This window comes from Rivularia sp. UHCC 0363, from assembly GCF_034931125.1.
GTDB lineage: Bacteria > Cyanobacteriota > Cyanobacteriia > Cyanobacteriales > Nostocaceae > Rivularia.
On record NZ_JAYGHM010000004.1, the window covers coordinates 24,359 to 43,974 of the forward strand.

25 protein-coding genes and 1 pseudogene are annotated in these 19,616 nt (G+C 38.0%); 14 read left to right on the forward strand and 12 right to left on the reverse strand.

Annotated features, from left to right (window positions below; translation table 11 throughout):
- Positions 1 to 95 precede the first annotated feature (95 nt).
- The 5 genes from VB797_RS03440 (at position 96) to VB797_RS03460 (ending at position 2,477) form a co-directional block, all read left to right on the forward strand.
- Positions 96 to 305 carry a type II toxin-antitoxin system HicA family toxin gene (locus VB797_RS03440; RefSeq protein ID WP_323236222.1) on the forward strand — a complete coding sequence of 70 codons (210 nt, stop codon included), beginning with the start codon at positions 96 to 98 and terminating at the stop codon, positions 303 to 305.
- A gap of 107 nt (positions 306 to 412) precedes the next feature.
- The gene (locus VB797_RS03445) at positions 413 to 745 is read left to right on the forward strand and encodes a type II toxin-antitoxin system HicB family antitoxin (protein ID WP_323236380.1); all 333 of its coding nucleotides are present in this window, start codon (positions 413 to 415) and stop codon (positions 743 to 745) included.
- A gap of 142 nt (positions 746 to 887) precedes the next feature.
- Positions 888 to 1,922 (forward strand): serine/threonine protein kinase, encoded by a 1,035-nt coding sequence (locus VB797_RS03450; RefSeq protein WP_323236223.1) that lies wholly within the window; start codon positions 888 to 890, stop codon positions 1,920 to 1,922.
- Positions 1,923 to 2,004: 82 nt separating this feature from the next.
- The gene (locus VB797_RS03455; protein WP_323236224.1) at positions 2,005 to 2,214 is read left to right on the forward strand and encodes a hypothetical protein; all 210 of its coding nucleotides are present in this window, start codon (positions 2,005 to 2,007) and stop codon (positions 2,212 to 2,214) included.
- The gene (locus tag VB797_RS03460; protein WP_323236225.1) at positions 2,211 to 2,477 is read left to right on the forward strand and encodes a type II toxin-antitoxin system RelE/ParE family toxin; all 267 of its coding nucleotides are present in this window, start codon (positions 2,211 to 2,213) and stop codon (positions 2,475 to 2,477) included. The genes VB797_RS03455 and VB797_RS03460 overlap by 4 nt, the downstream gene beginning before the upstream one ends.
- 58 nt (positions 2,478 to 2,535) lie before the next feature.
- On the opposite strand, the gene VB797_RS03465 is transcribed toward VB797_RS03460, so the two are convergent.
- The gene (locus VB797_RS03465) at positions 2,536 to 3,342 is read right to left on the reverse strand and encodes a sulfotransferase domain-containing protein (RefSeq protein WP_323236226.1); all 807 of its coding nucleotides are present in this window, start codon (positions 3,340 to 3,342) and stop codon (positions 2,536 to 2,538) included.
- 179 nt (positions 3,343 to 3,521) lie between these two features.
- Between VB797_RS03465 and VB797_RS03470 the strand changes: the two genes are divergently transcribed.
- Positions 3,522 to 5,225 carry a lasso peptide biosynthesis B2 protein gene (locus VB797_RS03470; protein WP_323236227.1) on the forward strand — a complete coding sequence of 568 codons (1,704 nt, stop codon included), beginning with the start codon at positions 3,522 to 3,524 and terminating at the stop codon, positions 5,223 to 5,225.
- 136 nt (positions 5,226 to 5,361) lie between these two features.
- Here VB797_RS03470 and VB797_RS03475 read toward each other — a convergent pair whose 3' ends face one another.
- Positions 5,362 to 5,760, reverse strand: coding sequence for a hypothetical protein (locus VB797_RS03475; protein WP_323236228.1), 399 nt, complete (start codon positions 5,758 to 5,760; stop codon positions 5,362 to 5,364).
- Between the two features lie 219 nt (positions 5,761 to 5,979).
- Between VB797_RS03475 and VB797_RS03480 the strand changes: the two genes are divergently transcribed.
- Entirely contained in the window at positions 5,980 to 6,162 is a 183-nt protein-coding gene (locus VB797_RS03480) for a hypothetical protein (RefSeq protein ID WP_323236230.1), read from the forward strand.
- A 69-nt stretch (positions 6,163 to 6,231) separates the two neighbouring features.
- Here VB797_RS03480 and VB797_RS03485 read toward each other — a convergent pair whose 3' ends face one another.
- Entirely contained in the window at positions 6,232 to 7,062 is an 831-nt protein-coding gene (locus tag VB797_RS03485; RefSeq protein ID WP_323236231.1) for a hypothetical protein, read from the reverse strand.
- A 510-nt stretch (positions 7,063 to 7,572) separates the two neighbouring features.
- Between VB797_RS03485 and VB797_RS03490 the strand changes: the two genes are divergently transcribed.
- On the forward strand, positions 7,573 to 8,034 hold the full coding sequence (locus tag VB797_RS03490) for a hypothetical protein (RefSeq protein ID WP_323236232.1): 462 nt from the start codon (positions 7,573 to 7,575) through the stop codon (positions 8,032 to 8,034).
- On the forward strand, positions 8,024 to 8,716 hold the full coding sequence (locus tag VB797_RS03495) for a hypothetical protein (protein ID WP_323236233.1): 693 nt from the start codon (positions 8,024 to 8,026) through the stop codon (positions 8,714 to 8,716). The genes VB797_RS03490 and VB797_RS03495 overlap by 11 nt, the downstream gene beginning before the upstream one ends.
- A gap of 94 nt (positions 8,717 to 8,810) precedes the next feature.
- On the opposite strand, the gene VB797_RS03500 is transcribed toward VB797_RS03495, so the two are convergent.
- Positions 8,811 to 9,110, reverse strand: a complete 300-nt coding sequence (locus tag VB797_RS03500; RefSeq protein WP_323236234.1) for a nucleic acid-binding protein — start codon at positions 9,108 to 9,110, stop codon at positions 8,811 to 8,813.
- Positions 9,110 to 9,352 carry a hypothetical protein gene (locus VB797_RS03505; RefSeq protein ID WP_323236235.1) on the reverse strand — a complete coding sequence of 81 codons (243 nt, stop codon included), beginning with the start codon at positions 9,350 to 9,352 and terminating at the stop codon, positions 9,110 to 9,112. Before VB797_RS03505 ends, VB797_RS03500 begins: the two co-directional genes overlap by 1 nt.
- A 91-nt stretch (positions 9,353 to 9,443) precedes the next feature.
- On the opposite strand from VB797_RS03505, the gene VB797_RS03510 reads away from it, so the two are divergent.
- A complete protein-coding gene (locus tag VB797_RS03510; protein WP_323236236.1) occupies positions 9,444 to 9,884 on the forward strand; it encodes a carbamoyltransferase C-terminal domain-containing protein in 441 nt (146 codons plus the stop codon).
- Between the two features lie 325 nt (positions 9,885 to 10,209).
- On the opposite strand, the gene VB797_RS03515 is transcribed toward VB797_RS03510, so the two are convergent.
- From VB797_RS03515 to VB797_RS03525, 3 genes are all read right to left on the reverse strand, one after another.
- The gene (locus VB797_RS03515) at positions 10,210 to 10,971 is read right to left on the reverse strand and encodes a hypothetical protein (RefSeq protein ID WP_323236237.1); all 762 of its coding nucleotides are present in this window, start codon (positions 10,969 to 10,971) and stop codon (positions 10,210 to 10,212) included.
- A 489-nt stretch (positions 10,972 to 11,460) separates the two neighbouring features.
- Positions 11,461 to 11,661 carry a DEAD/DEAH box helicase gene (locus VB797_RS03520; protein ID WP_323236238.1) on the reverse strand — a complete coding sequence of 67 codons (201 nt, stop codon included), beginning with the start codon at positions 11,659 to 11,661 and terminating at the stop codon, positions 11,461 to 11,463.
- A 6-nt stretch (positions 11,662 to 11,667) separates the two neighbouring features.
- Positions 11,668 to 11,928, reverse strand: a complete 261-nt coding sequence (locus VB797_RS03525) for a hypothetical protein (RefSeq protein ID WP_323236240.1) — start codon at positions 11,926 to 11,928, stop codon at positions 11,668 to 11,670.
- 526 nt (positions 11,929 to 12,454) lie between these two features.
- Here VB797_RS03525 and VB797_RS03530 point away from each other — a divergent pair.
- From VB797_RS03530 to VB797_RS03540, 3 genes and pseudogenes are all read left to right on the forward strand, one after another.
- Positions 12,455 to 12,571 (forward strand): annotated as a pseudogene (locus tag VB797_RS03530) (DUF4277 domain-containing protein); the annotation flags it as partial.
- 2,060 nt (positions 12,572 to 14,631) lie between these two features.
- Positions 14,632 to 14,958 (forward strand): PqqD family protein, encoded by a 327-nt coding sequence (locus VB797_RS03535; RefSeq protein WP_323236241.1) that lies wholly within the window; start codon positions 14,632 to 14,634, stop codon positions 14,956 to 14,958.
- Between the two features lie 59 nt (positions 14,959 to 15,017).
- Complete coding sequence (locus tag VB797_RS03540; protein ID WP_323236242.1) at positions 15,018 to 16,886, forward strand: asparagine synthetase B family protein; 1,869 nt, start codon at positions 15,018 to 15,020, stop codon at positions 16,884 to 16,886.
- 108 nt (positions 16,887 to 16,994) lie between these two features.
- Here VB797_RS03540 and VB797_RS03545 read toward each other — a convergent pair whose 3' ends face one another.
- From VB797_RS03545 to VB797_RS03555, 3 genes are read right to left on the reverse strand one after another with little or no spacing between them, the layout of a single operon-like run.
- Positions 16,995 to 17,225, reverse strand: coding sequence for a PIN domain-containing protein (locus VB797_RS03545; RefSeq protein WP_323236243.1), 231 nt, complete (start codon positions 17,223 to 17,225; stop codon positions 16,995 to 16,997).
- Positions 17,206 to 17,397 carry a hypothetical protein gene (locus tag VB797_RS03550; RefSeq protein WP_323236244.1) on the reverse strand — a complete coding sequence of 64 codons (192 nt, stop codon included), beginning with the start codon at positions 17,395 to 17,397 and terminating at the stop codon, positions 17,206 to 17,208. Before VB797_RS03550 ends, VB797_RS03545 begins: the two co-directional genes overlap by 20 nt.
- Positions 17,385 to 17,615, reverse strand: coding sequence for a hypothetical protein (locus VB797_RS03555; protein ID WP_323236246.1), 231 nt, complete (start codon positions 17,613 to 17,615; stop codon positions 17,385 to 17,387). Before VB797_RS03555 ends, VB797_RS03550 begins: the two co-directional genes overlap by 13 nt.
- A gap of 42 nt (positions 17,616 to 17,657) precedes the next feature.
- Here VB797_RS03555 and VB797_RS03560 point away from each other — a divergent pair, with 42 nt between their 5' ends.
- Entirely contained in the window at positions 17,658 to 17,876 is a 219-nt protein-coding gene (locus VB797_RS03560; RefSeq protein WP_323236247.1) for a hypothetical protein, read from the forward strand.
- Positions 17,877 to 18,320: 444 nt separating this feature from the next.
- Here the strand turns inward: VB797_RS03560 and VB797_RS03565 are convergent, their stop codons facing one another.
- Positions 18,321 to 19,535: a 50S ribosomal protein L11 methyltransferase gene (locus VB797_RS03565; RefSeq protein WP_323236248.1), complete on the reverse strand. Its 1,215-nt coding sequence runs from the start codon at positions 19,533 to 19,535 to the stop codon at positions 18,321 to 18,323.
- Between the last annotated feature and the right edge of the window lie 81 nt (positions 19,536 to 19,616).

Sequence of the window (19,616 nt, forward strand, 5' to 3'; positions counted from 1 at the left end):
GAAAGTTAAGTCAGCGATATCATTTTGTGATATCATTAATCAATATGTGGTTTAATTCGTTGGGAAATGTATGTATTGCAAACTGCTACAAGTAGATGGATTTAAATAACAAACAGCGCCAGGTTTTGTCATCTATTTTTACAAATCCGATTCCTGCAAATATTCTTTGGCGGGATATTAAAAAACTGTTTGTAGCTTTGGGTGCTGATATAAGTCAAGGTCAAGGTTCGCGGGTGAGGGTAAAATTAAACGATGTCAAAGCTGTATTTCATGAACCACATCCGGAAAAGGAAACTGATAAATGAGCAGTAAAATCGGTACGAGAATTTTTGCTCAAGACAGGTATTGAACCAAAGATATTTGAATTAGAAACATTTTTAAATGATGAGTAAATTTTAAAATTAAAACTATGATGACTTATAAAGGTTATAGTGCAAATTTAGAAGTTGATGTAGAAGCTGGTACTATTTTTGGGCGCGTATTAGATATTAATGATGTAGTCACGTTTATTGGTAAAACAGTCGAGGAAGCACGTCAAGAATTTCATAAATCGGTAGATGATTATCTTGCTTTTTGTGAAGATTTAGGGGAAGAACCTGATAAACCTTTTTCTGGAAAACTTCCTTTTCGCACAACACCAGAGCATCACCGCAAAATTTTTATAGCAGCTTCTAAAGCTGGTAAAAGTATCAATGCTTGGATGGATGAAGTGTTAAGTATTGCAGCAGATAAAGCAATAAATTAGTAGGGAATTGGGAATAGAGCATGGGGCATTGGAAAAACCTGTCAATTCATATTTTGCGCGATAAAATGGCTTTAGTCAAAAATAATCGAGTGTTTTTACTTGCTATAATATTTATTTTTTATACTCTGACGAGCTTTATAAATTGTGTAAAGTTATCATTGTGGGTGCGTTTATCGGAGTTCTCACGCAGCAAGTTCCAGAATTTGAAATTTTACTACCTCTCATGCAGTTACTAACCAAAACATCCCAATACCAAATCTACGGTATCACTTTAAGTAGCAACCAACCGCTACCAATTTTAACCCCCGCTTCCACAACCACTACAACAGATATAAAAGTTCACCTCACAGAAGGTAATTTATCCAATTCAGATAAAAGAGTACATACTAAGGGTTGGTATCAAAAACCCAAAGTTGATGGAATTTATTATTGTTTATCTCTCGGTGGAATCAAGGAAAAATTAGATGTAGAGATTGCTCCGGATGGTAAGCAAATCTGGATAAACTGGGTAAATTTACCAATCGCTGAAGTAACCGCGATGCTAATTGGTTGCATTATCGGTACAGCTTTACGGTTGCAAGGAAAAATCTGTCTCCACAGCAGCGTTATTAAAGTAGATAATTGTGCCATTGCCATTATCGGTGCAAAGGGTGCGGGTAAGTCAACTACCGCAGCAGCACTTGCAAAACAAGGTTATCCGATTTTAGCTGATGATATTGCAGTTCTTACCGACTGTGGTGACTCCTTTTTAGTTCAACCTGGTTATCCCCGTCTGCGATTGTGGAAGTCTGCGGTAAATCAACTTTACGGTGACGAAAAAGAATTATCGCGGGTGTTTAGCCAAACTGATAAGCATTTTTTAGAGTTAAATCAAGATAAAGTCTCGGCTTGGGGTTTTCACAATCAACCTTTACCTCTAGCTGCAATTTATGTTTTGGGAGAGCGTCAACAGTCTGCTTCAGCACCTAGTATAGAAACAATTATTCCCCAAATGGGTGTAATGCAGTTAATAACCCATAGATATCCCCAATCTTTGCAGTTAGAGCGCGATATGTTTCTTCGTGAATTAGCGATATTAGGACGTTTAGCGGAAATTGTACCAATGCGACATTTACACCGAGGGGATAATTTGGCTGAGTTGGGAAAGATTTGTGATGTGATTTTGGAGGGAGAATAGTCGGGGAATAATTCCGAAGTGGTTTTGGTAGATAATCTAATAGTCGTGCTAACATCAATTCAAAGTCTATTCAAGAAGTATAATGGCAGAACTTAATCTTGACGAAGATACAATTAAACAGATATTTAAAACAGCATTGGTTGAAGTGATTCGAGAAAATCAAGAAGTATTTTCTGACTTATTTGCAGAAATTATTGAAGATATTGCTTTAGAAAAAGCTATTAAAGAAGGTGAAAATACAGAGCCGGTTAGTAGAGAAACAATTTTTAATATTTTCAAAAATAAAGCATGAATGTTGAATTCAGGAAGAGTTTTGAAAAAGATTTGAGAAAAATTAGAGATGAAACTTTGCTGCAAAGAATACAAGCAGCGATAGAAGAAGTTGAAAATGCTGAAAATATCGGAGAAATCAGTAATCTAAAAAAACTCAAAGCCGATGGTGACTATTATCGTATTAGAGTTGGGGATTATAGAATAGGATTGACAATTGTTGATGATGTAATTATTTTTATCCGAGCTTTGCAAAGAAAAGATATTTACAGATATTTTCCTTGATAATAGGGAATAATAGAATTAAAAATTAAAATTTTCATAGTAGTTAATTTTAAATAAATTACTTTGTAGCTATTGTTATTTCTTCAGAATTAACCCATGTTGTATCATTTTCATATCCAAGAATAATCAACTCATTTCCTGCAAAATGATTAAAGACTTCACGAGCTTCTTGACTAAAGTGATTGTGCCAATCTCCAACTACGCCTTTTCGTAAAAAACTGTTTATTTTTACCTCACCTGGCTTTCTTCCAGATTGTCTCACAAAGGAAAATTCTTCAACAATTTTTGCTGCTTTTTCTACTTCCAAATCTTTACCAGTGAGTTCCCAAACAACCCTTTGTAATTGAATAACAGTATTTTCATGAAGAGATTCGTAATGAACACTTACAATTCCTGGATGCTGATACCATTGATGCACAAAATCTGTCCAGGAAAAACGTGGATGTCTTTGCTTTGTAAAACTGTATTCAATAAAAATAGGTAAATTATTGCGGATATCTTCTGGTTTTTTGAACTGTAAGTCATTGCTGACTATATCTACCAAAGCTGCATTTTTTCCACAATCGTGCTTGAAAAGACAATGATAGTACCAAGAAACCATAATATCTCGTCCATCTCGCCAAACAACCACAATATTTTTCATACCCCAAGGGTTCAGATAATGTCCTTGCATTATTGATGAGCGAAGTGAGGGAAAACGATTTTGAGGAAATGGTACATTTAATGCTTTAGCTAGCATTTGACTCACCCAAGTACCACCAGACTTCGGATACTCATTGACGATATATAAAGGTATCACTTCAGATAAATGATGAACCATTAAGTAACGCATTAATGATTCCGACTTGTTAATTATAATATTCATTTAACGCGGATTAATTTCTATAGCCATTGAATTAGTAACATGACAATCCTTACCCCTGAGTGTCTAATATTTTAGAGCATAGCAAGTCGAAAAAACCTGTTGACGCTCAATTTTAGTGGTTAAAGTTTGAAGGGTAAAGAGCGCATAATAGATACCCAAGTACAATCAAAAATATACAAATGACCGCATTAACTTCAATAATTCAAAAAACCCGCACTTGGAGAAAATTTTCTCTCCACGAACGTTATCTTCTTCTCCAAGCTTTGATATTACTTCCTTTAATTCATTTATCCTTGAATCTTTTGGGATTCAAACGCACTTATTCTATTTTAGGGAATGGGGAATGGGGAATAGGGAATAGGGAATGGGGAATGGGGAATGGGGAGAATTTGATTTCTTCGCAAATGTTCACCACAGTCTCTATGGTGAAAATAGCAGCGAAATACTACAAATGGGCAACCTGCTTGAGAAAATCCCTAGCGCTATGGTTTTTATTGCGTCGTCAGGGAATAGTAACAGAATTACAAATTGGTACGAGGTTTGAGAAAGAAGAGTTTCAAGCTCATGCTTGGGTGGAATATCAAGGATTTGTAGTTGGCGATCGCCAAATGGTAAAACAGCATTTTGCAAGCTTCGAGAATCTAAATTCCAACCTTACCACTCAGCCTCCCACAGAAATACAAATATTGCTGTGCTGTAATAACATCCACACCGATACAGCTAAACCCCAGCGCATAGATTTATTACAAAAAGATATTGATTGGAATTCTTTACTGCAACAAGCTTGTCAGCACGGAGTTTTTCTTCTGCTGTATCAAAATCTGGTTAAATATTACCCCGAAAGCATTCCCAAAAATATCCAACCCCAGCTACAAACATATTGTAAAATTAAAACTGCTCGCAATCTTTTTCTGAGCAAAAAACTTTGTCAAATTCTTCAAATATTTAAGAACAATAACATCAAAGTAATTCCCTTCAAAGGTGCTGTTCTTGCTACTTCGGCTTATCAGGATTTAACGAAGCGGGAATTCTGCGATATTGATTTAATTATCCAAGAAGAAGACTTTTCTAGAGTTCAAGATATATTAATTTCTCAAGATTATCAAACTCGTCACGAATTACAACCTTGGGGACAAGTTTTTACCAATAGAGATGATAGCATTCATATTGATATTCACTGGCAACTAGCTCCTTCGTGCTTCCCTTACCGAGTTGATTTTGAGCAACTTTGGCAGCGTTGCGAAACCGTATCAATTTTAAATCAACAAGTAAATAATCTTTCTGCTGAAGATTCGCTATTAATTCTCTGCCTGCAAATCGTTAAAGATGCTCACTACCGACAAGAAAAGCTCAAGCAAATCTACGATATTGCTCAACTTATAAATAATCATAATTTGAATTGGGAATTAGTAATTCAACGAGCTAGAGATTTGGGTAGTGAAAGATTATTGTTATTCGGTTTAGCTATAGCTTCGAGGTTGTTGCAAGTAGAAATACCAGAAGAATTACAGCAGAAGATAGAAAATGATTTGATAGTTAAATTGTATTTAAACCAGGTTGTCAAGCAGTTATTTAGCCAGAGTAAGCAAAATCACTTATTTGGAATCTTTCAGCAGGGATTGATACAGGGATTATATGGATTAATTTTAAGGGCTTTGATGTTACTGGATAATTCTAAGTTTTTAGCAGAACATAATAGATATTTAGTTGGACATTTATTTAGCTATATATTCAAACCTAATTCAAATGATTTAGAATACGTTTCGCTACCCCGGTTTATGTATATTTTATATTATTTAATTAGACCGATACGTTTGGGTTTGAAGTTTTTGAATCCGGAACTAAAAATAAATTCAACCTCGTTGAGTGTTGAAGTTGAGTAGATTAATCTCGTTACAAGGCTCTGCCTTGTAATGCAGTTCTCGAAGGCTCTGCCTTCAGGCTAATCCGGAGGCAGAGCCTCCTGAAATCGGTTCCCAGCCGGAGGCTAGGAACCAGTCAAAAACAATAGTTGCAGCTTTACCAAGCCCGATTACCTTGACTATTTCCAACTGCTTCTACTTGTTGGTTAAGATTGCTCAAAAATGTATTAGATTCTTGCAGCAAATTATTAAACTCTACACAACCTTCTCCAGCGTTACAACTGCGATAAGCATCTTTTAACTTTTGTGAAAGTTGTTCCGCTTGGACTACGGTTTCTTTACTAAGTTTATTCCCTTCAAATGAACCAGGTAGATTGTTATTAAAAACATTATTCCCAGTAACATCCGATTGATTGGATGAAGGAACGGGATTGTTAAAAACATTATTTCCCGTCACATCTGACTGATTATTTTGAGCATGAGCGGGAATAGCAATTAATCCACTCATAACTACAGATACACCTGCAACTAAATTAAGCAGTATATTCTTTTTCATGAAATTATCATCCTTTTAAACGTTATTAATTTATTACAGAATCCTCTGTGTTTTTATTTTCCTCAAAATTTAAAGGAAAAGCCAGTACCAATAACAAACCGGGTACCATCACCAGCACCAGTTATATCTCGTAAAGCTGGGGTAATTACTAAAGGAATATTCGGAAATGGTGCAACGCTGACTCCTATACCTAAATCTTGTCCAGTCCATTCCGCGATTATGCTAGCCGATTTAACTGCTCGAACTGCAACGCTACCGAATACACCAATTTCGTTATCACCATCAAAAACCGCGTCTTCAGTGCGAAACTGTCCTCCACCAATACCAAGAGTTACTGCAACCCGGCTAAAAGGTGAGTCGAGTTTTTCCTGGGTGCGGATAATTTTAGTTGCTACTCCGTAGAGCGATTGTTCAAAGTTGTTCTCATCCCCGATATTCAGAAAACCATTCCAACCAACCGCGACACCCCAATCATCCGGTAACTAACTGACGATGCACTTTAACATTAAAGCCACCGCTACCAAAATCGCGGTTGCGTCCAAAACTTGCCAAAGTGTAAGAAAGTTCGACACCCACTGATTTACGCGAATCACCCAAACCAACACCAATACCTAAACCCAAATCATCATCGTTAGAAAAACGACCTCTTTCTTGATAGCTAGCGCTGACAAAACCAGTATTGCGATCGCCACCAAAACCAGTGGGAACATATATGCTAAAACCCGGTGAGTAAAAGAATGAGGGAATTTCAATATCTTTTACCGCATCTAGCTGGTTGATTATCTTCTCTACATCTTGTTCCGATGTGTTCTGTGCTTGTAGTAACTTATTATCAGTTTGGATTATTTCGGAATTTTCACGGTTAATGTCTGTAAGATTCTCTGTTGTTAAAAATTCCGGCTCTGAGATATTTCGAGAATCTGGAATTGTGGTTTGAGCTTGATTCGTAAACTCAGAAAAATAATTCTTGGTAGATTTTGCAATCCGCTTACTAGCTTTGAGTCGTTTAATCAGATTAGCTTGTTGAAGATTATCGAATAATTCCTCAGAATCTGAATCATTTACCAATTGGGCAATATCTGATAATTCTTTTTTCAGAGGTTTTTTGTTTTGAGATAAAGCATCAGTGCTAATACTTTCAGACTTCACGTTATTTAACTTCAGAGTTTTTAGCGTATTGGCATCTTCTCTAAATGTAGCTTGAGCCGGACTGATTTGGGTAAATGCGGTAACAGCAAGCGTAAGAATTAGAGAAAATTTCCGGTAGTGTAAAAAATAATTTAGTTGGTTTATGGGAATCACAGTGAATTTATTTGTGCTATTTCAGAACAACTTTATATCTCACACGTAGATATACAATTAAACTTATACAGTTATGGCTCGAATATCCGGAAACATCAACTATTTGATAGGGAGTATGGAATAGTGTAGATTTTCAAACCCCACTATTGCTGTGCCGTTGTGTAATTTAGAACAAACTTGAACGTAGTAATAAGACTTGTAGCGTCATGCACCTTCGGTATAACTGGTTTAATAAAAAGCTCGCCAAAATCAGTAAAAACAATTAGGTTTTCTGCTAGAGGTACAAAAACTGCATCGAAAACCAGCGAATATAAATTTCGATGGGAAACAGCTTACTCACTGATGTGTGAAAAGTCTGAATAAAATCCCTACGTAATAGAACTTTTAAGCGATTACCCGCGAGTAAGTTCCAATGTCATACCCCTAGTTTTAAAAATTTTCGTTGTTTTAACGTTGTTTTAACGTTGGTTATTATATAATATATCTATGAAGGAGTCTATAAAAGTATTTATGAATTCACTGACAAAGAAAGAACATAAAGAACTAGGCTTTAAAGTTGGACCAACTTGGCGATCTTTTGAAAAGTTCCGCGCCTGTGGAGCCAAAGCTTTAGAATCTATCAAAGATGGTATTGTAGGTATTCTTCATACAAAAACAGGACAGTATCGTATTTTAGAAGAGAGAGATTTTCAAAAGCTTTATGGTCTTGCTCGTGATGTAGATCGCTTGCAAGGTGGATTAAGAATAGTTGTTAGTGCTGCTCGTGCTTTGAAAAAAGATCCGGACAATTTAGATACTATGGAAGTATTACTTCAAAGTATAACTTTCTTAGGCAGCTTACCTGAACTTCCAACACGCGAAAAGTTTGAATCTTTATTGGTTGAGACTAGTGAGTTGGATGAAGATGATGAGGTAATAATGGACTCTCTTGAGTTGGAAAGGTTGATTAAATCTGAATCTCTTGCTCAATAAAAAAATAACAGTAAAAAGAATAAATTTAGATTCAATGCTGGAAAAATTAATCGAGCTTGAGGAAAAGCTTAAACACCATTCACATGACCAAACTGCCATCAAAATTGTCCAAGAATTTGCTACAAGTCTTGGTAAAACACGAAATAAACAGGTACTTTTTGGTACAGATGGTGTTCTTTTACGTGAACCACCCATTATTTATCAAGAAGTAGTTGAGAAGGGTCTCATAAGTCAAGATGAAGACCCTTTTTCTTTATTGCAGGGTGATATTATTAGTACAGATGCTGCTTATTTTTTTGGTGAGCGTCTTTTAGGAATGAAATTTATTATAGCTAGTTCTACTTGTGATTTAGTGGAAAACCGTAGAGACAATGCAGTATTATTTCGTATACAACCAATCAATAATGATGACAAGAGTGCCGCATCTACAATTAGTGAGTTATTAAGATTTAAATCAACTAAATTAATGTATTTACCACGCTTAAAATCTGATACTACAGATGTAATTGCTAATTTGGTATTACTGGATGGAGTTGTACAAATTCACCTTAATGATTTGCACCTAGCGACTCGTCACGCAAGTCTTGGCTTAACTGGCTGGCGTATTTTTGGAGCATTACTAAAAACAGTAATGGCTAGAACAGGAGAAAGTGAAGTGAAAATTAGAACTTCAATATTTTAACAGTTTTTCCTAAGTTTAAGGAGAAGTTTTATTGTCGGCTTTGCTTGCGAGTCATAGCCATTACTGCCTTGACGGTAAGCTCTGGGAAGTCACCTCAAGTTTTATCAGGACGCTCACTGTAAAGCTGTAACGCGCGGTTGAGCAATAGCGTATCCACTGCTACCACCTGCAAATTAGCCGTATTGTAACATTGCTGGATAAACTGTACCGCCGCAGGGCGATTGACAGCGCTCAAGGCATTACCCACTTCCACCAATACCGCCTCCGTCACCCAAACGGATGCGGCTACTCGCATTCTTGGCAGAAACACTCTAACTTGAATATAATACTGGTCGCGTTTATTTAATAAAGCCTGGATAAACACCGTATCCAGAAATAAGCGTTCATCACTCATCAAGTACCTTCCGTCTCGCCCTTGGGCGTGCCATACAAGTAATGATCGTGTTCGCTAGACCAGTCTATCGGTGCTTCTATTGTTCCCGCCATCGCCTCCAACACATCCCAAGCATCACCAGCTACAGGTGGTGAAATCGACTCTTGAATTGTAATTACATAGCGCGTGTTCGGTGGTAAATCCAAGGGTGCGTCTGGATGCAAAACATTTCTATCAAATACAGCCGTTATCCTTTTATTCATAACTTGCGCTTGCTGTGTCCCTAATTTTCTTATTCTAAAGCATGAAGAGCGATCGCATAGCAAAACGTTTAACTGGTATTACAAAGCAGTAGTGAAGCTGCTTATACCGTTTTTATATGAAGATGCATATAAGGGTGCAGCTGCATTCTTTATTAATTTATCGTCGTCCGGCTTTGTATTTACCATTCGTCCAGAAAAGCGATCGCGCATTCCCGCAGTCACCCATGTTGATGGTACTGGTCGCTTGCAGACACTCAGCCGCGAGACGAATCCGTTGTATTGGGATTTGATTAATACTTTTGGACAACGCACGGGTATTCCGATGCTGCTGAATACTTCGTTTAATGAAAACGAACTTATTGTTTGTACACCATCCGAAGCGATACTCCGTAGAGTGGCTAACGCCAACGCATGTTTTCTAAGAACCGATATGGATATTTTAGTTTTGGGATCGTATTATGTAGAAAAAATTATTGTGTCATTAAATACTAAAGCTAAAGATATTGATTATGAAATATCTAACGCAGGGTAAGCGCATCTCAAATGCTCTTGACAAGCGGATTTGAAGGATGTGCCTAGAGTTATGAAATGGTAGTGTGGTAGAATAATTGCGTTGCTTATAATCCGGACTCTGTTTTTAGGTATGTAACGGTCTTTGATAAGCGTTTACGATGTGCGATCGCTTGATGATGCTAGAGGAAGATGTGCCTACTTTTACCTTATCTGGGTTTATAAGGTGAGGCGCAATATGTGAGATACCTTATTTTATGGTGATGTGTACTAAGTCACTGTAATAAGAGAAAACTCTCCGCTTTTAAGAGTGAAGAGAGGTTGAATTTTCCCTTCGCACTATTGATTCAAGGTGAATGGATCGACATATTTAAAGTTGTACTTCCACCTGTTCCCATAATTCCTTGAAGAATATAATCTTCTTGTTGCCAAATCTCAGATCCTGTTGAAGCCTTTTTAACTTCGCCTTTTGTTATACCTTTATTGTAGTACATGTCATATAGCAAATATTTATCTGTCTGCATATCAGCGTTAATAATAGCAAGCTTAAACCAGTTATCGTAAGAAGTATAGTTGAACGGGACTGACCACATAATTGCAAGTTTTTTAATTGTGTTTTCTATTTTATAAGTCACTACTCCCCAGGTACCAAAACTTGAATACTCTGTTTTACGAGAAGCGACAAAGCCTACTTCTTTGCCGTAGATGGCTAAATCAGTTCTTTGTATTTCACCGTTCTCTAAGTAATACTGAGGGTTTATTAATTTATTTTCTGTATTATTTTTAACCGCAATCGCAATTTTACGAATAAGATCCATTGAGTTAAGGATTTTTTCTAATTCTTCGGATACTTTAGAAGAGTCTGTAATTGAAATCGTAGAAAAACCTAGACATCTGGGTATTGTTAAAACGTTGACCCCCAGAATCAACGGATTTCCTAATGGACTTTCCATTTTCACTAACCGACCGTTTTTGATAAGAGTCTTTAGAGGTTTTTGTCTTGTGTCATTGGTACTTAATGATAAAAAATCCGGACATAAACCCCTTTCATCATTGGAACTTATCTCTACGCCATCTACTACAATTAGACTGACACAGCAACGAAGCATTGATCCTTGCTTACCGAAATAAGTGTTCCAATATTGAGGATTTAACCAAGTTTCTTTTTCATGGTTTTTCTAACTGAAATCTGTGAGAAAAGTAAACCATATCTAAGTTCAATCAATAACGTTGCCTGTAATAAAATTCACGTTATGCCAAATGGTATCTAATCCTGTGTTGTATTGGACTAGTGTATTGTCGTTCTCAACAGGACGTAATCTCATTGGAATTGCGGGCAAATTGATCTGTCGTATAGTCTTCTGGGTGAGTGTGTTTAATACAATAAGACTACCAAGAAGTTCTCCACGCTGATACCCATCAATCCTAATACTATTAATCTCTACAGTACAAAGCGGTGGCATTTTATTTTTCCTCCTAATTATGGTTCTGAAAGCGACCGAAGTAGTCACTATCCGACTAAATTACTACCTTATCGGATAGGAGCTTTTTTACTCGGATTGCATTAGCACTTATCTTCATGTTCTTTAGTTATAAAGCTACGAAATGTCGAACCTTGGTCCAAAAGGGCCATCAAAAAAGCCAGGACGCGGAATGAGCTTGGTCGCATCATTTACTTTGCCGTGCTTGCGTAACTTAGGCGTCTCGTAGGGCAAACGATTATCAAGATTTTCAGCCTTTTCAGTTTCGGGTTGATTTTCTTCTTCAGGTTGATTAGATTCCATAATTGCGTCAGCCATTGTAATTTAGTGGAGAGACAAAATTGGCAACTTCTTCTCAGCTTTGAGCATCGCCCGACTCAGCGCATCTTCAGCATCAGTAGGGTTCCCACCCATCCAACCCAAACAACGATAATACAAGTAATCTAGGTGTCGCTGCCATAATTCCCAAAAAGCACTGCTTTCACCTTGAGAAAAACGCTTTAATAATAGCTGTTCTTCTAAGTTTTTTGGAGTTTGCAGCCTATTCGCGCTAAATGGAGGATCTGTGTGAGTAGCTGTTTGCATCTTTGTATCTGCCTTTAATAAGTGGAAACAAGTTGCTAAGTGCGAAAATTTACGAGAATATTTTGATTTCGTGTCGTCCTACCAAAGGACTTCCAAAAATTAACTACCTTATGAGGTGGCCATTTTGGCTGCCCACTGATATGGGATGAGCAAGAACGCTCATCCCATATAAAAATTTTGGATATTTGTTTATTTGGAAGTCCAGAAATGCATCTTAAGTATCACAATTGCCAAAAAGCGCTCCAATAACCTTGAGAAAGGTTTTTTAAGTAGTTACTTTTTTAAAGCTTGCTACAGTTTGGAGCTTTTTTGCCAGAAGCGAGTAAATTGACCTTGGCTATTGGGGTATGTGTCGAACAATAGGTAAGACTCACTACCCCTTCAGTTAAATAGCCTAAACCTATCAACTTGCTTGACGGTTCGGTGTTTTTACTGAAATCAAAGGAAAATATATTTACTTTGTAAGAGTATATTTGCTTATCTATGCTAAATTGATTTTGGGTATATTTTCCCAATAGGTAAAAAATTGTCTCCAACATCAAAAGCGCAAATAAAAAATATAGATCACCTTGGAATAGTAGTTGAGTTGATTGATGAAATAGGAATATTTGAAACAATTAATTATAAATTAGGAATTGGCATATTTCTCTTGTAGGGTGCTGTGACACTTTGATTAATTGTCAACCTAGTAATAAGGGGGAGCAACGCGATTTGGTGAGATCGGGGTTTAGTTCTCAATTACACTCCTATATTCTCAACAAAACTAGGTTTTTTAGTGGCGATCGCATCCTGAAACAAGCTATATACGTCCCAGGTTTGAGCATTTCACAAAATCGCGTTGCTCCCGTAATAAGGTTTGTAGTGTCACGCACCACCCAAGTCTTGTGACAATTGCGGCCATTCCTGTCAAAATCACTGATATAAATTGATTAAAAATTAATCTAATGGTAATTTTAGGAATTTGTGGGTTAACTTTTAATCCCCCTAAATTCCCTTTTCCCTTTAACCGAGTGGTATTGAGAGTGTACCCACCGGATTTTGGATCGCGGTTGGAGGAATTAAATTTGTACTAAATTGCGATCGCACATCTTGAATAGCGATCGCGTGGCTTTGTATATAACCAGAAAAGCGATCGCTCGATTTTTGAGACAGTGACGAAGAATTCGTTACCCTTCAGTTAAATACCTTAAACCTATCAACTTGCTTAGATTTATTTTTACTGTTGAGTGTTTTTCCTCACCGTTTCTACATCAAGCTTTAAACGCTCCGCAATTTGCTCAATGGTTAACCCTAACTCTTGTAAGATTGGAATTCATTTCCAGTTTATTTTTGAGAACACCCTCCTCAATACCTTCTTCATAAACTCGACTTTTCTTCAAAGAATCTAAATTTAACATAACTTCAATGTCCTCCAAGCTTAAACTAGCATTATATCGACTGGCAATTGTAAGTCATTCAAGTATTACTGTATTAGGTATCAAAACGTCCTGAGTCTGAAAAATTTCTAGACTCTTTTGGTACTGTAATTCATCGTATTAAGTCAACAGATGTACCACAATATTAGTATCAACTACGACTATACCATTGCTCCTCTATGCCTTGACACCAATGACACCATAAGCTACTACTAACCGTTCCCATTCTAGTAGTCCACCACATTAATTTTAAGGGGTAGAGGTAGTGCGAGCGTCCCGCTCGCTACTTACCACCAGGGAGCGAGACGCTCCCACTACGAATGCATTACCCCTCATAACTTATGTGGTCAAGTACTAGGTAAATTGTTGGAGTCTCAGGTAAAAAATCAAAAAGCTGTTTCAAACGATTTATTTCAGCCTCTGCTTCAAGTGGTGTACGTCCTAAACCGTTTTTTCTATAGGTCAGGTACACACATTCCAAAATTCAATCAAATTTTGAAGAACGATGCAAACCTGTTCCCCTTGGTTTAAAAGAATATTAATCGCATTTGAAGCATCCCCATACATAGGATGACTTGGTTCGCTACTAGGTAATAGAAGATATAATTAACTCCACATCAGGCACATTTTTGGCAATTTCCCCGAAGAGTGTAGTTAAAAAGCAATTAAATTTCTGAGAAAAAACATTGACGTTTTGATTTTCGGGTCATATTATGTAGCGAGAAGTATTGTATTTTTAAACACTAATGCGAAGAAAGTTAATTATTTTATTGCCTACTATGTAGTCGTTACATATCTTATATCTACAAGATTTATGGCTTGATTTTTAGACATGAAAATTTGGGCGTTGCTGAATCATGGTATGAATTGAAAATGTAGAGACGCAAGGGTTCGCGTCTCTACAAGGTTTTTAAATCACCCATAATCGCGTTCATACATTAAATCAGCAACGCAAAAATTTGTATTTTAAATTAACTTACATATTTATATAAGTAGTTAAACATAATTAATTACACAATGTCATTGCGAGTGAAACGACGCATTCACCCGGGTTAGTGCGGTTGATCGCAAGATTCTGAGATTGCTGAGTCCTGACGGACACGCTACGCGAACCTGCGCTTACGCACACGCTGTCGCTCGCAATGACACAAATAATGAAGGCATACCCACTTATAAAAGTTGCGAGATTACTAACGTGTAGAAGTTATTGGGATTCCGTCCACTATTGTCACAATTTATACAAGCTCTTAGCCGTACCTATTACAAAATTCTCTCCATATCACCAAAAATGTCTGAAAAACAACAAGCAACTATCAATAAAGCTAAATCTACTATTTCTATATTCTCATCTAATTTTTCGATACCAGAAAGCGTTCTTGCACAAGAAATTAATAGTGAAGTAGTTTTATTACATATGGATTCGGAGTCTTACTATAGTTTGAATGCTGTGGGAAGTCGGATGTGGCAAATGTTGACTCAATCAGGAGACTTGGAAGGGACAATAAAGCAGTTGTTACGAGTTTTTTTTGTAGATGAAACAAAGTTGCGTCAGGATGTAACTGCATTGGTTGAAGAGTTAGTAGAGGAAGATTTGTTAACTAAGGACGTGACCTAATCCTCCAAAAAGTTATCTTTGAACTGATAAAATTCCCTGTCTCCTACAATAGAGGTTTTATGAGCGGTATAGTTAGCATTATTAATCACAATAATCAACCCATCAATCAGTCTCTTCTACACGCGATGACCAATTACATGGCGTTTCGCGGACCCGATGCTCAACAAACATGGCATCAAGATAACATCGGGTTGGGACATACTCTGTTACGAACAACTTCTGAACAGGAAGGCGAACGACAACCTTTGACTTTAGATGAACGGGTATGGATTGTTGCCGATGTTCGCTTGGATGGACGTAAAGATTTAGTTGTGGCTTTGCAAGCAAGGGGTAGGGTAATTACTGAAAATGCACCCGATGTAGAGTTACTTTTACACGCTTATCATGTTTGGGATACAAGTTGTGTAGACCATTTGATGGGAGATTTTGTCTTTATTATTTGGGATTCTAGACAGCAACGCTTGTTTTGCGTGCGCGACCAGTATGGGATTGTGCCGTTTTACTATGCTCAAGTTAACAATACATTGATTTGTAGCAATACGCTCAACTGCATCCGCTTGCATCCCCACATATCAACTAAGTTGAACGACCTAGCGGTGGCAGATTTCTTGGTGTGGGGGATGAATATGGAATGGTCTACGACTATTTTTAATGATATTCATCGCCTTCCCCCTGCTCATACTTTGACTTGGCAAGCAGGGCAATTAAATATACATTCGTATTGGCAATTACCCCGCACTCGACCATTAATATTCTACAAGCAACCCCAAGAATATGTAGAGCATTTTGTAGAACTATTTGAGCAAGCAGTTAGCGACAGATTAAGGACAAATCGCATTGCGACTCATATTAGTGGGGGGATGGATTCTACCAGCATTGCTGCAACGGCACAAAAGGTACTCTTAGAAAGAGGAGAACCCTTTGATTTTCAGGCATTTACCATGAGAGACCGTTTGATGATGCCAGAGGAAGATTCCTATGCGAGCATGGTAGCGCATTATATCGGTATTCCCTTAAATGAGATGAACTGTGAAGGATATATGTGTGCCGTACCATCTGTCAACCCCCAAACCCCATCACCCGAACCGATTGGCATTAGCGATCGCAATCCTGGTAATGATTTTACTAGACGCTGTGCAGACCATGCGCGGGTAGTATTAACAGGATTTGGTGGTGACCCCGGTTTGCGATTTGGCGAGTTTTATTGGCTGGAGTGGTGGAAACACGGTTTACGTAGAGAAATATTCCAGGTCTTTGGACATTATTTACGAACCCATCGCTCCCCGAAATTATACTTACGACAAGGTAGAGCTTATTGGCGCAAAATTAACAAGGAGAAATTAGAACTTCCGACTTGGTTTAATGCCGATTTCGTTAAGCAACTGGATTTACAGCAACGATACGAACAAATTAACGCCGAAACGATAGATTATGTCGCTCGCTACGGCATGGCTAATTCTCCATTTTGGTCAAACATCTTTGAACAATTCGATCCAGGTGCAACCGGGGTAGCTGCTAAACATTACTATCCCTTCTTCGATTTGCGCTTGGTCAACTTCCTGGTGTCAATTCCTCCCATCCCTTGGTTAGTTAATAAAAATATCCTGCGGGATTCGATGAAGGGTAAATTACCAGAAGCCATCCGCACTCGGCGAAAAATTGTCTTTCAAGCACCCGAAGAATATATTCAGGGAATGCGAGAAAGCGTGGGGTTATGGGCTGGGGATTTGTTGAAGAATACACCCGGTTTTGAAGAATATGTAAATACTAGCGAGTTATTGAAGTGTTTGGAATCTGAGGAGATTGATACTGGGAAATTAATGGGATTAGAGAAAGCTTTGGCGGTTGCTTATTGGTTGCGGAATCCTCAAGTTGTTTCATCGAATAAAGTAAAACTTGAAGCAGTACTGATTCAACCACGTCTCTAAATCAGGGTCAGGATTTTAGTTAGTTATTTATTTACGACCTACGTTACTCGTCTTGTGTCAAAAGCGTAAACAACTCGAATGGGTGTACCGGAGCTTTGTGTGCGTATGTTAACTCATCAAGTAGCCATCAAGTTCTAAATATTGAGGGAACAAACTATCAATACTGGCTAGCTTTGCCCTATAAACCAGTGCTGTTGCAATAATCAAACGATCAAAAGGATCTTTATGAACAGGTGATAAGTCAACGGCACGTGCAGCAATCACTTCAGTCACAGGAAATATCTCGATACCTGCGGTTGTTAAGGCTCCTTGAAACCATTCAGCAGGTGTAGATGACAATTCGCTCTCGACCGCGACTATGAGCCAAAGCGACCTCATAACAAGATACTGGAGAAATACCAACCCTGCTCGCAGCTTCTATTTGAGAAAGCCAGTGTGAGGGAAATTTGTCTAGATTGGAATTAATAAACCACAGCCAAATATGAGTGTCAAGTACAATTATTTCAGACATTGCCAGTCTTCTTCATCCACAATAGGGCTGACAATATCACCTAAAATTTTAACTTTGCCAGCCATTGAAGCAGGAGGAACTCGACGCTTTACAGGAGTTGCATTGGCAATATGTTCTGGCAGGATAGTCACAATAATGTTAGCAGAACTAACCTCTGGCTGTTCTGTTAGCCATATTACATGACCATTTTCGTAAACCGCTTGATAACTTTTTAGCATTTACCTGATTTTTTGTCTAAAAATAAGAGTATTATTATATCAATGATATCAAGTAAAATTACAATCTTTTCAATAACTCGTTTTCAAGACGCTGCTATCTACATATTAGGAGAGCGTCAGCCTACACAAGAAGCTGCTAGTATCGAACCAATTTCTCCACAGATAAGGTTAATGCATCTAATTAACTGGGGTAGCTTGGGTAAGGACATTGGATATGCTCTTTCATTAGAAAAAATTAATAAAAATCGCGCCATTTACTAAAAAACGGTACAACCGCCAATGCTAATCACTCATCTTTTATAGTAATAATTATGATTATTGCTAACTGGTGATTTTATTTTTTGGAAGTCTCTGAGACTCGCGAGTACATTCTTGCCATCAAGCAAGGTACGTAAGGTTTACAGTTTATTGAATGCATGAAAAGCTTTCGCCAGATGTATTATTCTGATTAGAGCATTCAAATCTTAACCTTGGGTAGTTAGTGCCAAATCAGCATAGCTACTAGCATCATCAGCCTTTGACAAGATTATTATAATCCAGCAACTTGCTGTATGTAAGTATTTTTACTGAAAATCCGTAATTATTCCATAAGTACTATTTTTCGGATGCTTCCTTGGGCAACAAGTACATATCAACTATTTATTCTGTCTGGTTTATACAGATATTGTCCGATATATACCGTTATTTTTCAATTAGTTAAAATGTCTATGGAAACTCTACACTAACTTGATTCGGACTTCCAGCTACCTTGTTTCTATAACTGACGGTAAACAATTCTCCCTTATGGAGATTACGCGATGGCGCTAATAACCAAACGGGACTGCGCCAGTGACAATCTTCACTTGCTTGAGTGGGAGCCGTTGAAAGAATAGTTGTGGGACTTAGTTCTAATTCAAAGTAAACCAGAATCCCATCCAATCGCCCGTCAGCGCTAGCTGTTACAGTTGTGGTGGTATCAATTGCCAAATTACTTACAAGCTGCAAATCAATTTCAGCCAGCATTATAGGTTCGCTTAACGTTTCCCAGTTTTTAGCTAAATAGGGTTTTAGATGAAACGCATAGGGGGAAGTTTGGGCAACTGTCTCTAAGAAACTAAAATCAATTCCATACCATGACTGCCAATTTGACAATGCGCTTCGGCTGACTTTCCGCTTCTGCAACTCGGTTTCAGGAATGGTGACAGCCAAACCGTAAACTTTTAATCGACTGGGTATCAACCGGGCATTGGGTTTGAGCAGTCGCTGGCGAGCATCCAAGGTGAATTCTAATACTTGCTCTCCCAACGGCTCGTTACCGATAATTTCACTAATCAGCACATCTGCCTTTTCTGGTAAACTAACTTGGGTAGACCAACCTTGTACTAGGGTAATTTTATCTGCCAAGCCATTCGCCTCAAAGATTGCTTGAGCCGCAGACCCAATCTTACTTGCTTCTATAGCATAAACGCGACTTGCACCCGCACAAGCAGCAGCAATGGCTAATACACCCGTCCCCGTTCCCAAATCTACCACTACATCTCCAGGACGCACAACTTCCCGAATCGCTGCTAAATAAGTGGCTGTGCGCTGGCGATCGTTTAACATGGCAATATGAATACCAAGAGCGTCAAATCCATAGGGTTCTGTTCTCAGCGTAGGTGATATTTGCCCTTCTTCTACCAAAATTCCCGCCCGATATAGCTGCAAAATTGTACTGGTTAAATTCATCCAATCCTGCGCCCCAAGAATTAGCTCCTTTAACTTGGACAAGGCTTGCTTCATAGAAATCGGTTGGGCAAAAATATTCAGAACGGCTAACCCGTGCGTGCCGCAAGCAATAACTCTATCCTTTGTGATAATCTGGGCGTAATTGCTAGAATCGATCCTTACTTGAACTTCGGGAATTCGTTGCAGTAGGGTATGGGGAGAAAGTTGATTCATCAATCTTGGTACTATTGCTTTTAACTGGTTACCCTCTAAGTAAGATTCCCGAGTGCATTCTTCCCATCAAGTAAGGTACGT

What these genes read in the sequence shown, in the direction of transcription:
- VB797_RS03550 (WP_323236244.1), bottom strand. Translation starts at nt 17,397, where the DNA reads ATGTCTGAAATAATTGTACTTGACACTCATATTTGGCTGTGGTTTATT.
- VB797_RS03555 (WP_323236246.1), bottom strand. Translation starts at nt 17,615, where the DNA reads ATGCTAAAAAGTTATCAAGCGGTTTACGAAAATGGTCATGTAATATGG.
- VB797_RS03565 (WP_323236248.1), bottom strand. Translation starts at nt 19,535, where the DNA reads ATGAATCAACTTTCTCCCCATACCCTACTGCAACGAATTCCCGAAGTT.
- VB797_RS03480 (WP_323236230.1), top strand. Translation starts at nt 5,980, where the DNA reads ATGCTAGCCGATTTAACTGCTCGAACTGCAACGCTACCGAATACACCA.
- VB797_RS03465 (WP_323236226.1), bottom strand. Translation starts at nt 3,342, where the DNA reads ATGAATATTATAATTAACAAGTCGGAATCATTAATGCGTTACTTAATG.
- VB797_RS03440 (WP_323236222.1), top strand. Translation starts at nt 96, where the DNA reads ATGGATTTAAATAACAAACAGCGCCAGGTTTTGTCATCTATTTTTACA.
- VB797_RS03445 (WP_323236380.1), top strand. Translation starts at nt 413, where the DNA reads ATGACTTATAAAGGTTATAGTGCAAATTTAGAAGTTGATGTAGAAGCT.
- VB797_RS03560 (WP_323236247.1), top strand. Translation starts at nt 17,658, where the DNA reads ATGATATCAAGTAAAATTACAATCTTTTCAATAACTCGTTTTCAAGAC.
- VB797_RS03540 (WP_323236242.1), top strand. Translation starts at nt 15,018, where the DNA reads ATGAGCGGTATAGTTAGCATTATTAATCACAATAATCAACCCATCAAT.
- VB797_RS03490 (WP_323236232.1), top strand. Translation starts at nt 7,573, where the DNA reads ATGAATTCACTGACAAAGAAAGAACATAAAGAACTAGGCTTTAAAGTT.
- VB797_RS03460 (WP_323236225.1), top strand. Translation starts at nt 2,211, where the DNA reads ATGAATGTTGAATTCAGGAAGAGTTTTGAAAAAGATTTGAGAAAAATT.
- VB797_RS03535 (WP_323236241.1), top strand. Translation starts at nt 14,632, where the DNA reads ATGTCTGAAAAACAACAAGCAACTATCAATAAAGCTAAATCTACTATT.
- VB797_RS03525 (WP_323236240.1), bottom strand. Translation starts at nt 11,928, where the DNA reads ATGCAAACAGCTACTCACACAGATCCTCCATTTAGCGCGAATAGGCTG.
- VB797_RS03515 (WP_323236237.1), bottom strand. Translation starts at nt 10,971, where the DNA reads ATGCTTCGTTGCTGTGTCAGTCTAATTGTAGTAGATGGCGTAGAGATA.
- VB797_RS03475 (WP_323236228.1), bottom strand. Translation starts at nt 5,760, where the DNA reads ATGAAAAAGAATATACTGCTTAATTTAGTTGCAGGTGTATCTGTAGTT.
- VB797_RS03470 (WP_323236227.1), top strand. Translation starts at nt 3,522, where the DNA reads ATGACCGCATTAACTTCAATAATTCAAAAAACCCGCACTTGGAGAAAA.
- VB797_RS03455 (WP_323236224.1), top strand. Translation starts at nt 2,005, where the DNA reads ATGGCAGAACTTAATCTTGACGAAGATACAATTAAACAGATATTTAAA.
- VB797_RS03500 (WP_323236234.1), bottom strand. Translation starts at nt 9,110, where the DNA reads ATGAGTGATGAACGCTTATTTCTGGATACGGTGTTTATCCAGGCTTTA.
- VB797_RS03505 (WP_323236235.1), bottom strand. Translation starts at nt 9,352, where the DNA reads ATGAATAAAAGGATAACGGCTGTATTTGATAGAAATGTTTTGCATCCA.
- VB797_RS03520 (WP_323236238.1), bottom strand. Translation starts at nt 11,661, where the DNA reads ATGGCTGACGCAATTATGGAATCTAATCAACCTGAAGAAGAAAATCAA.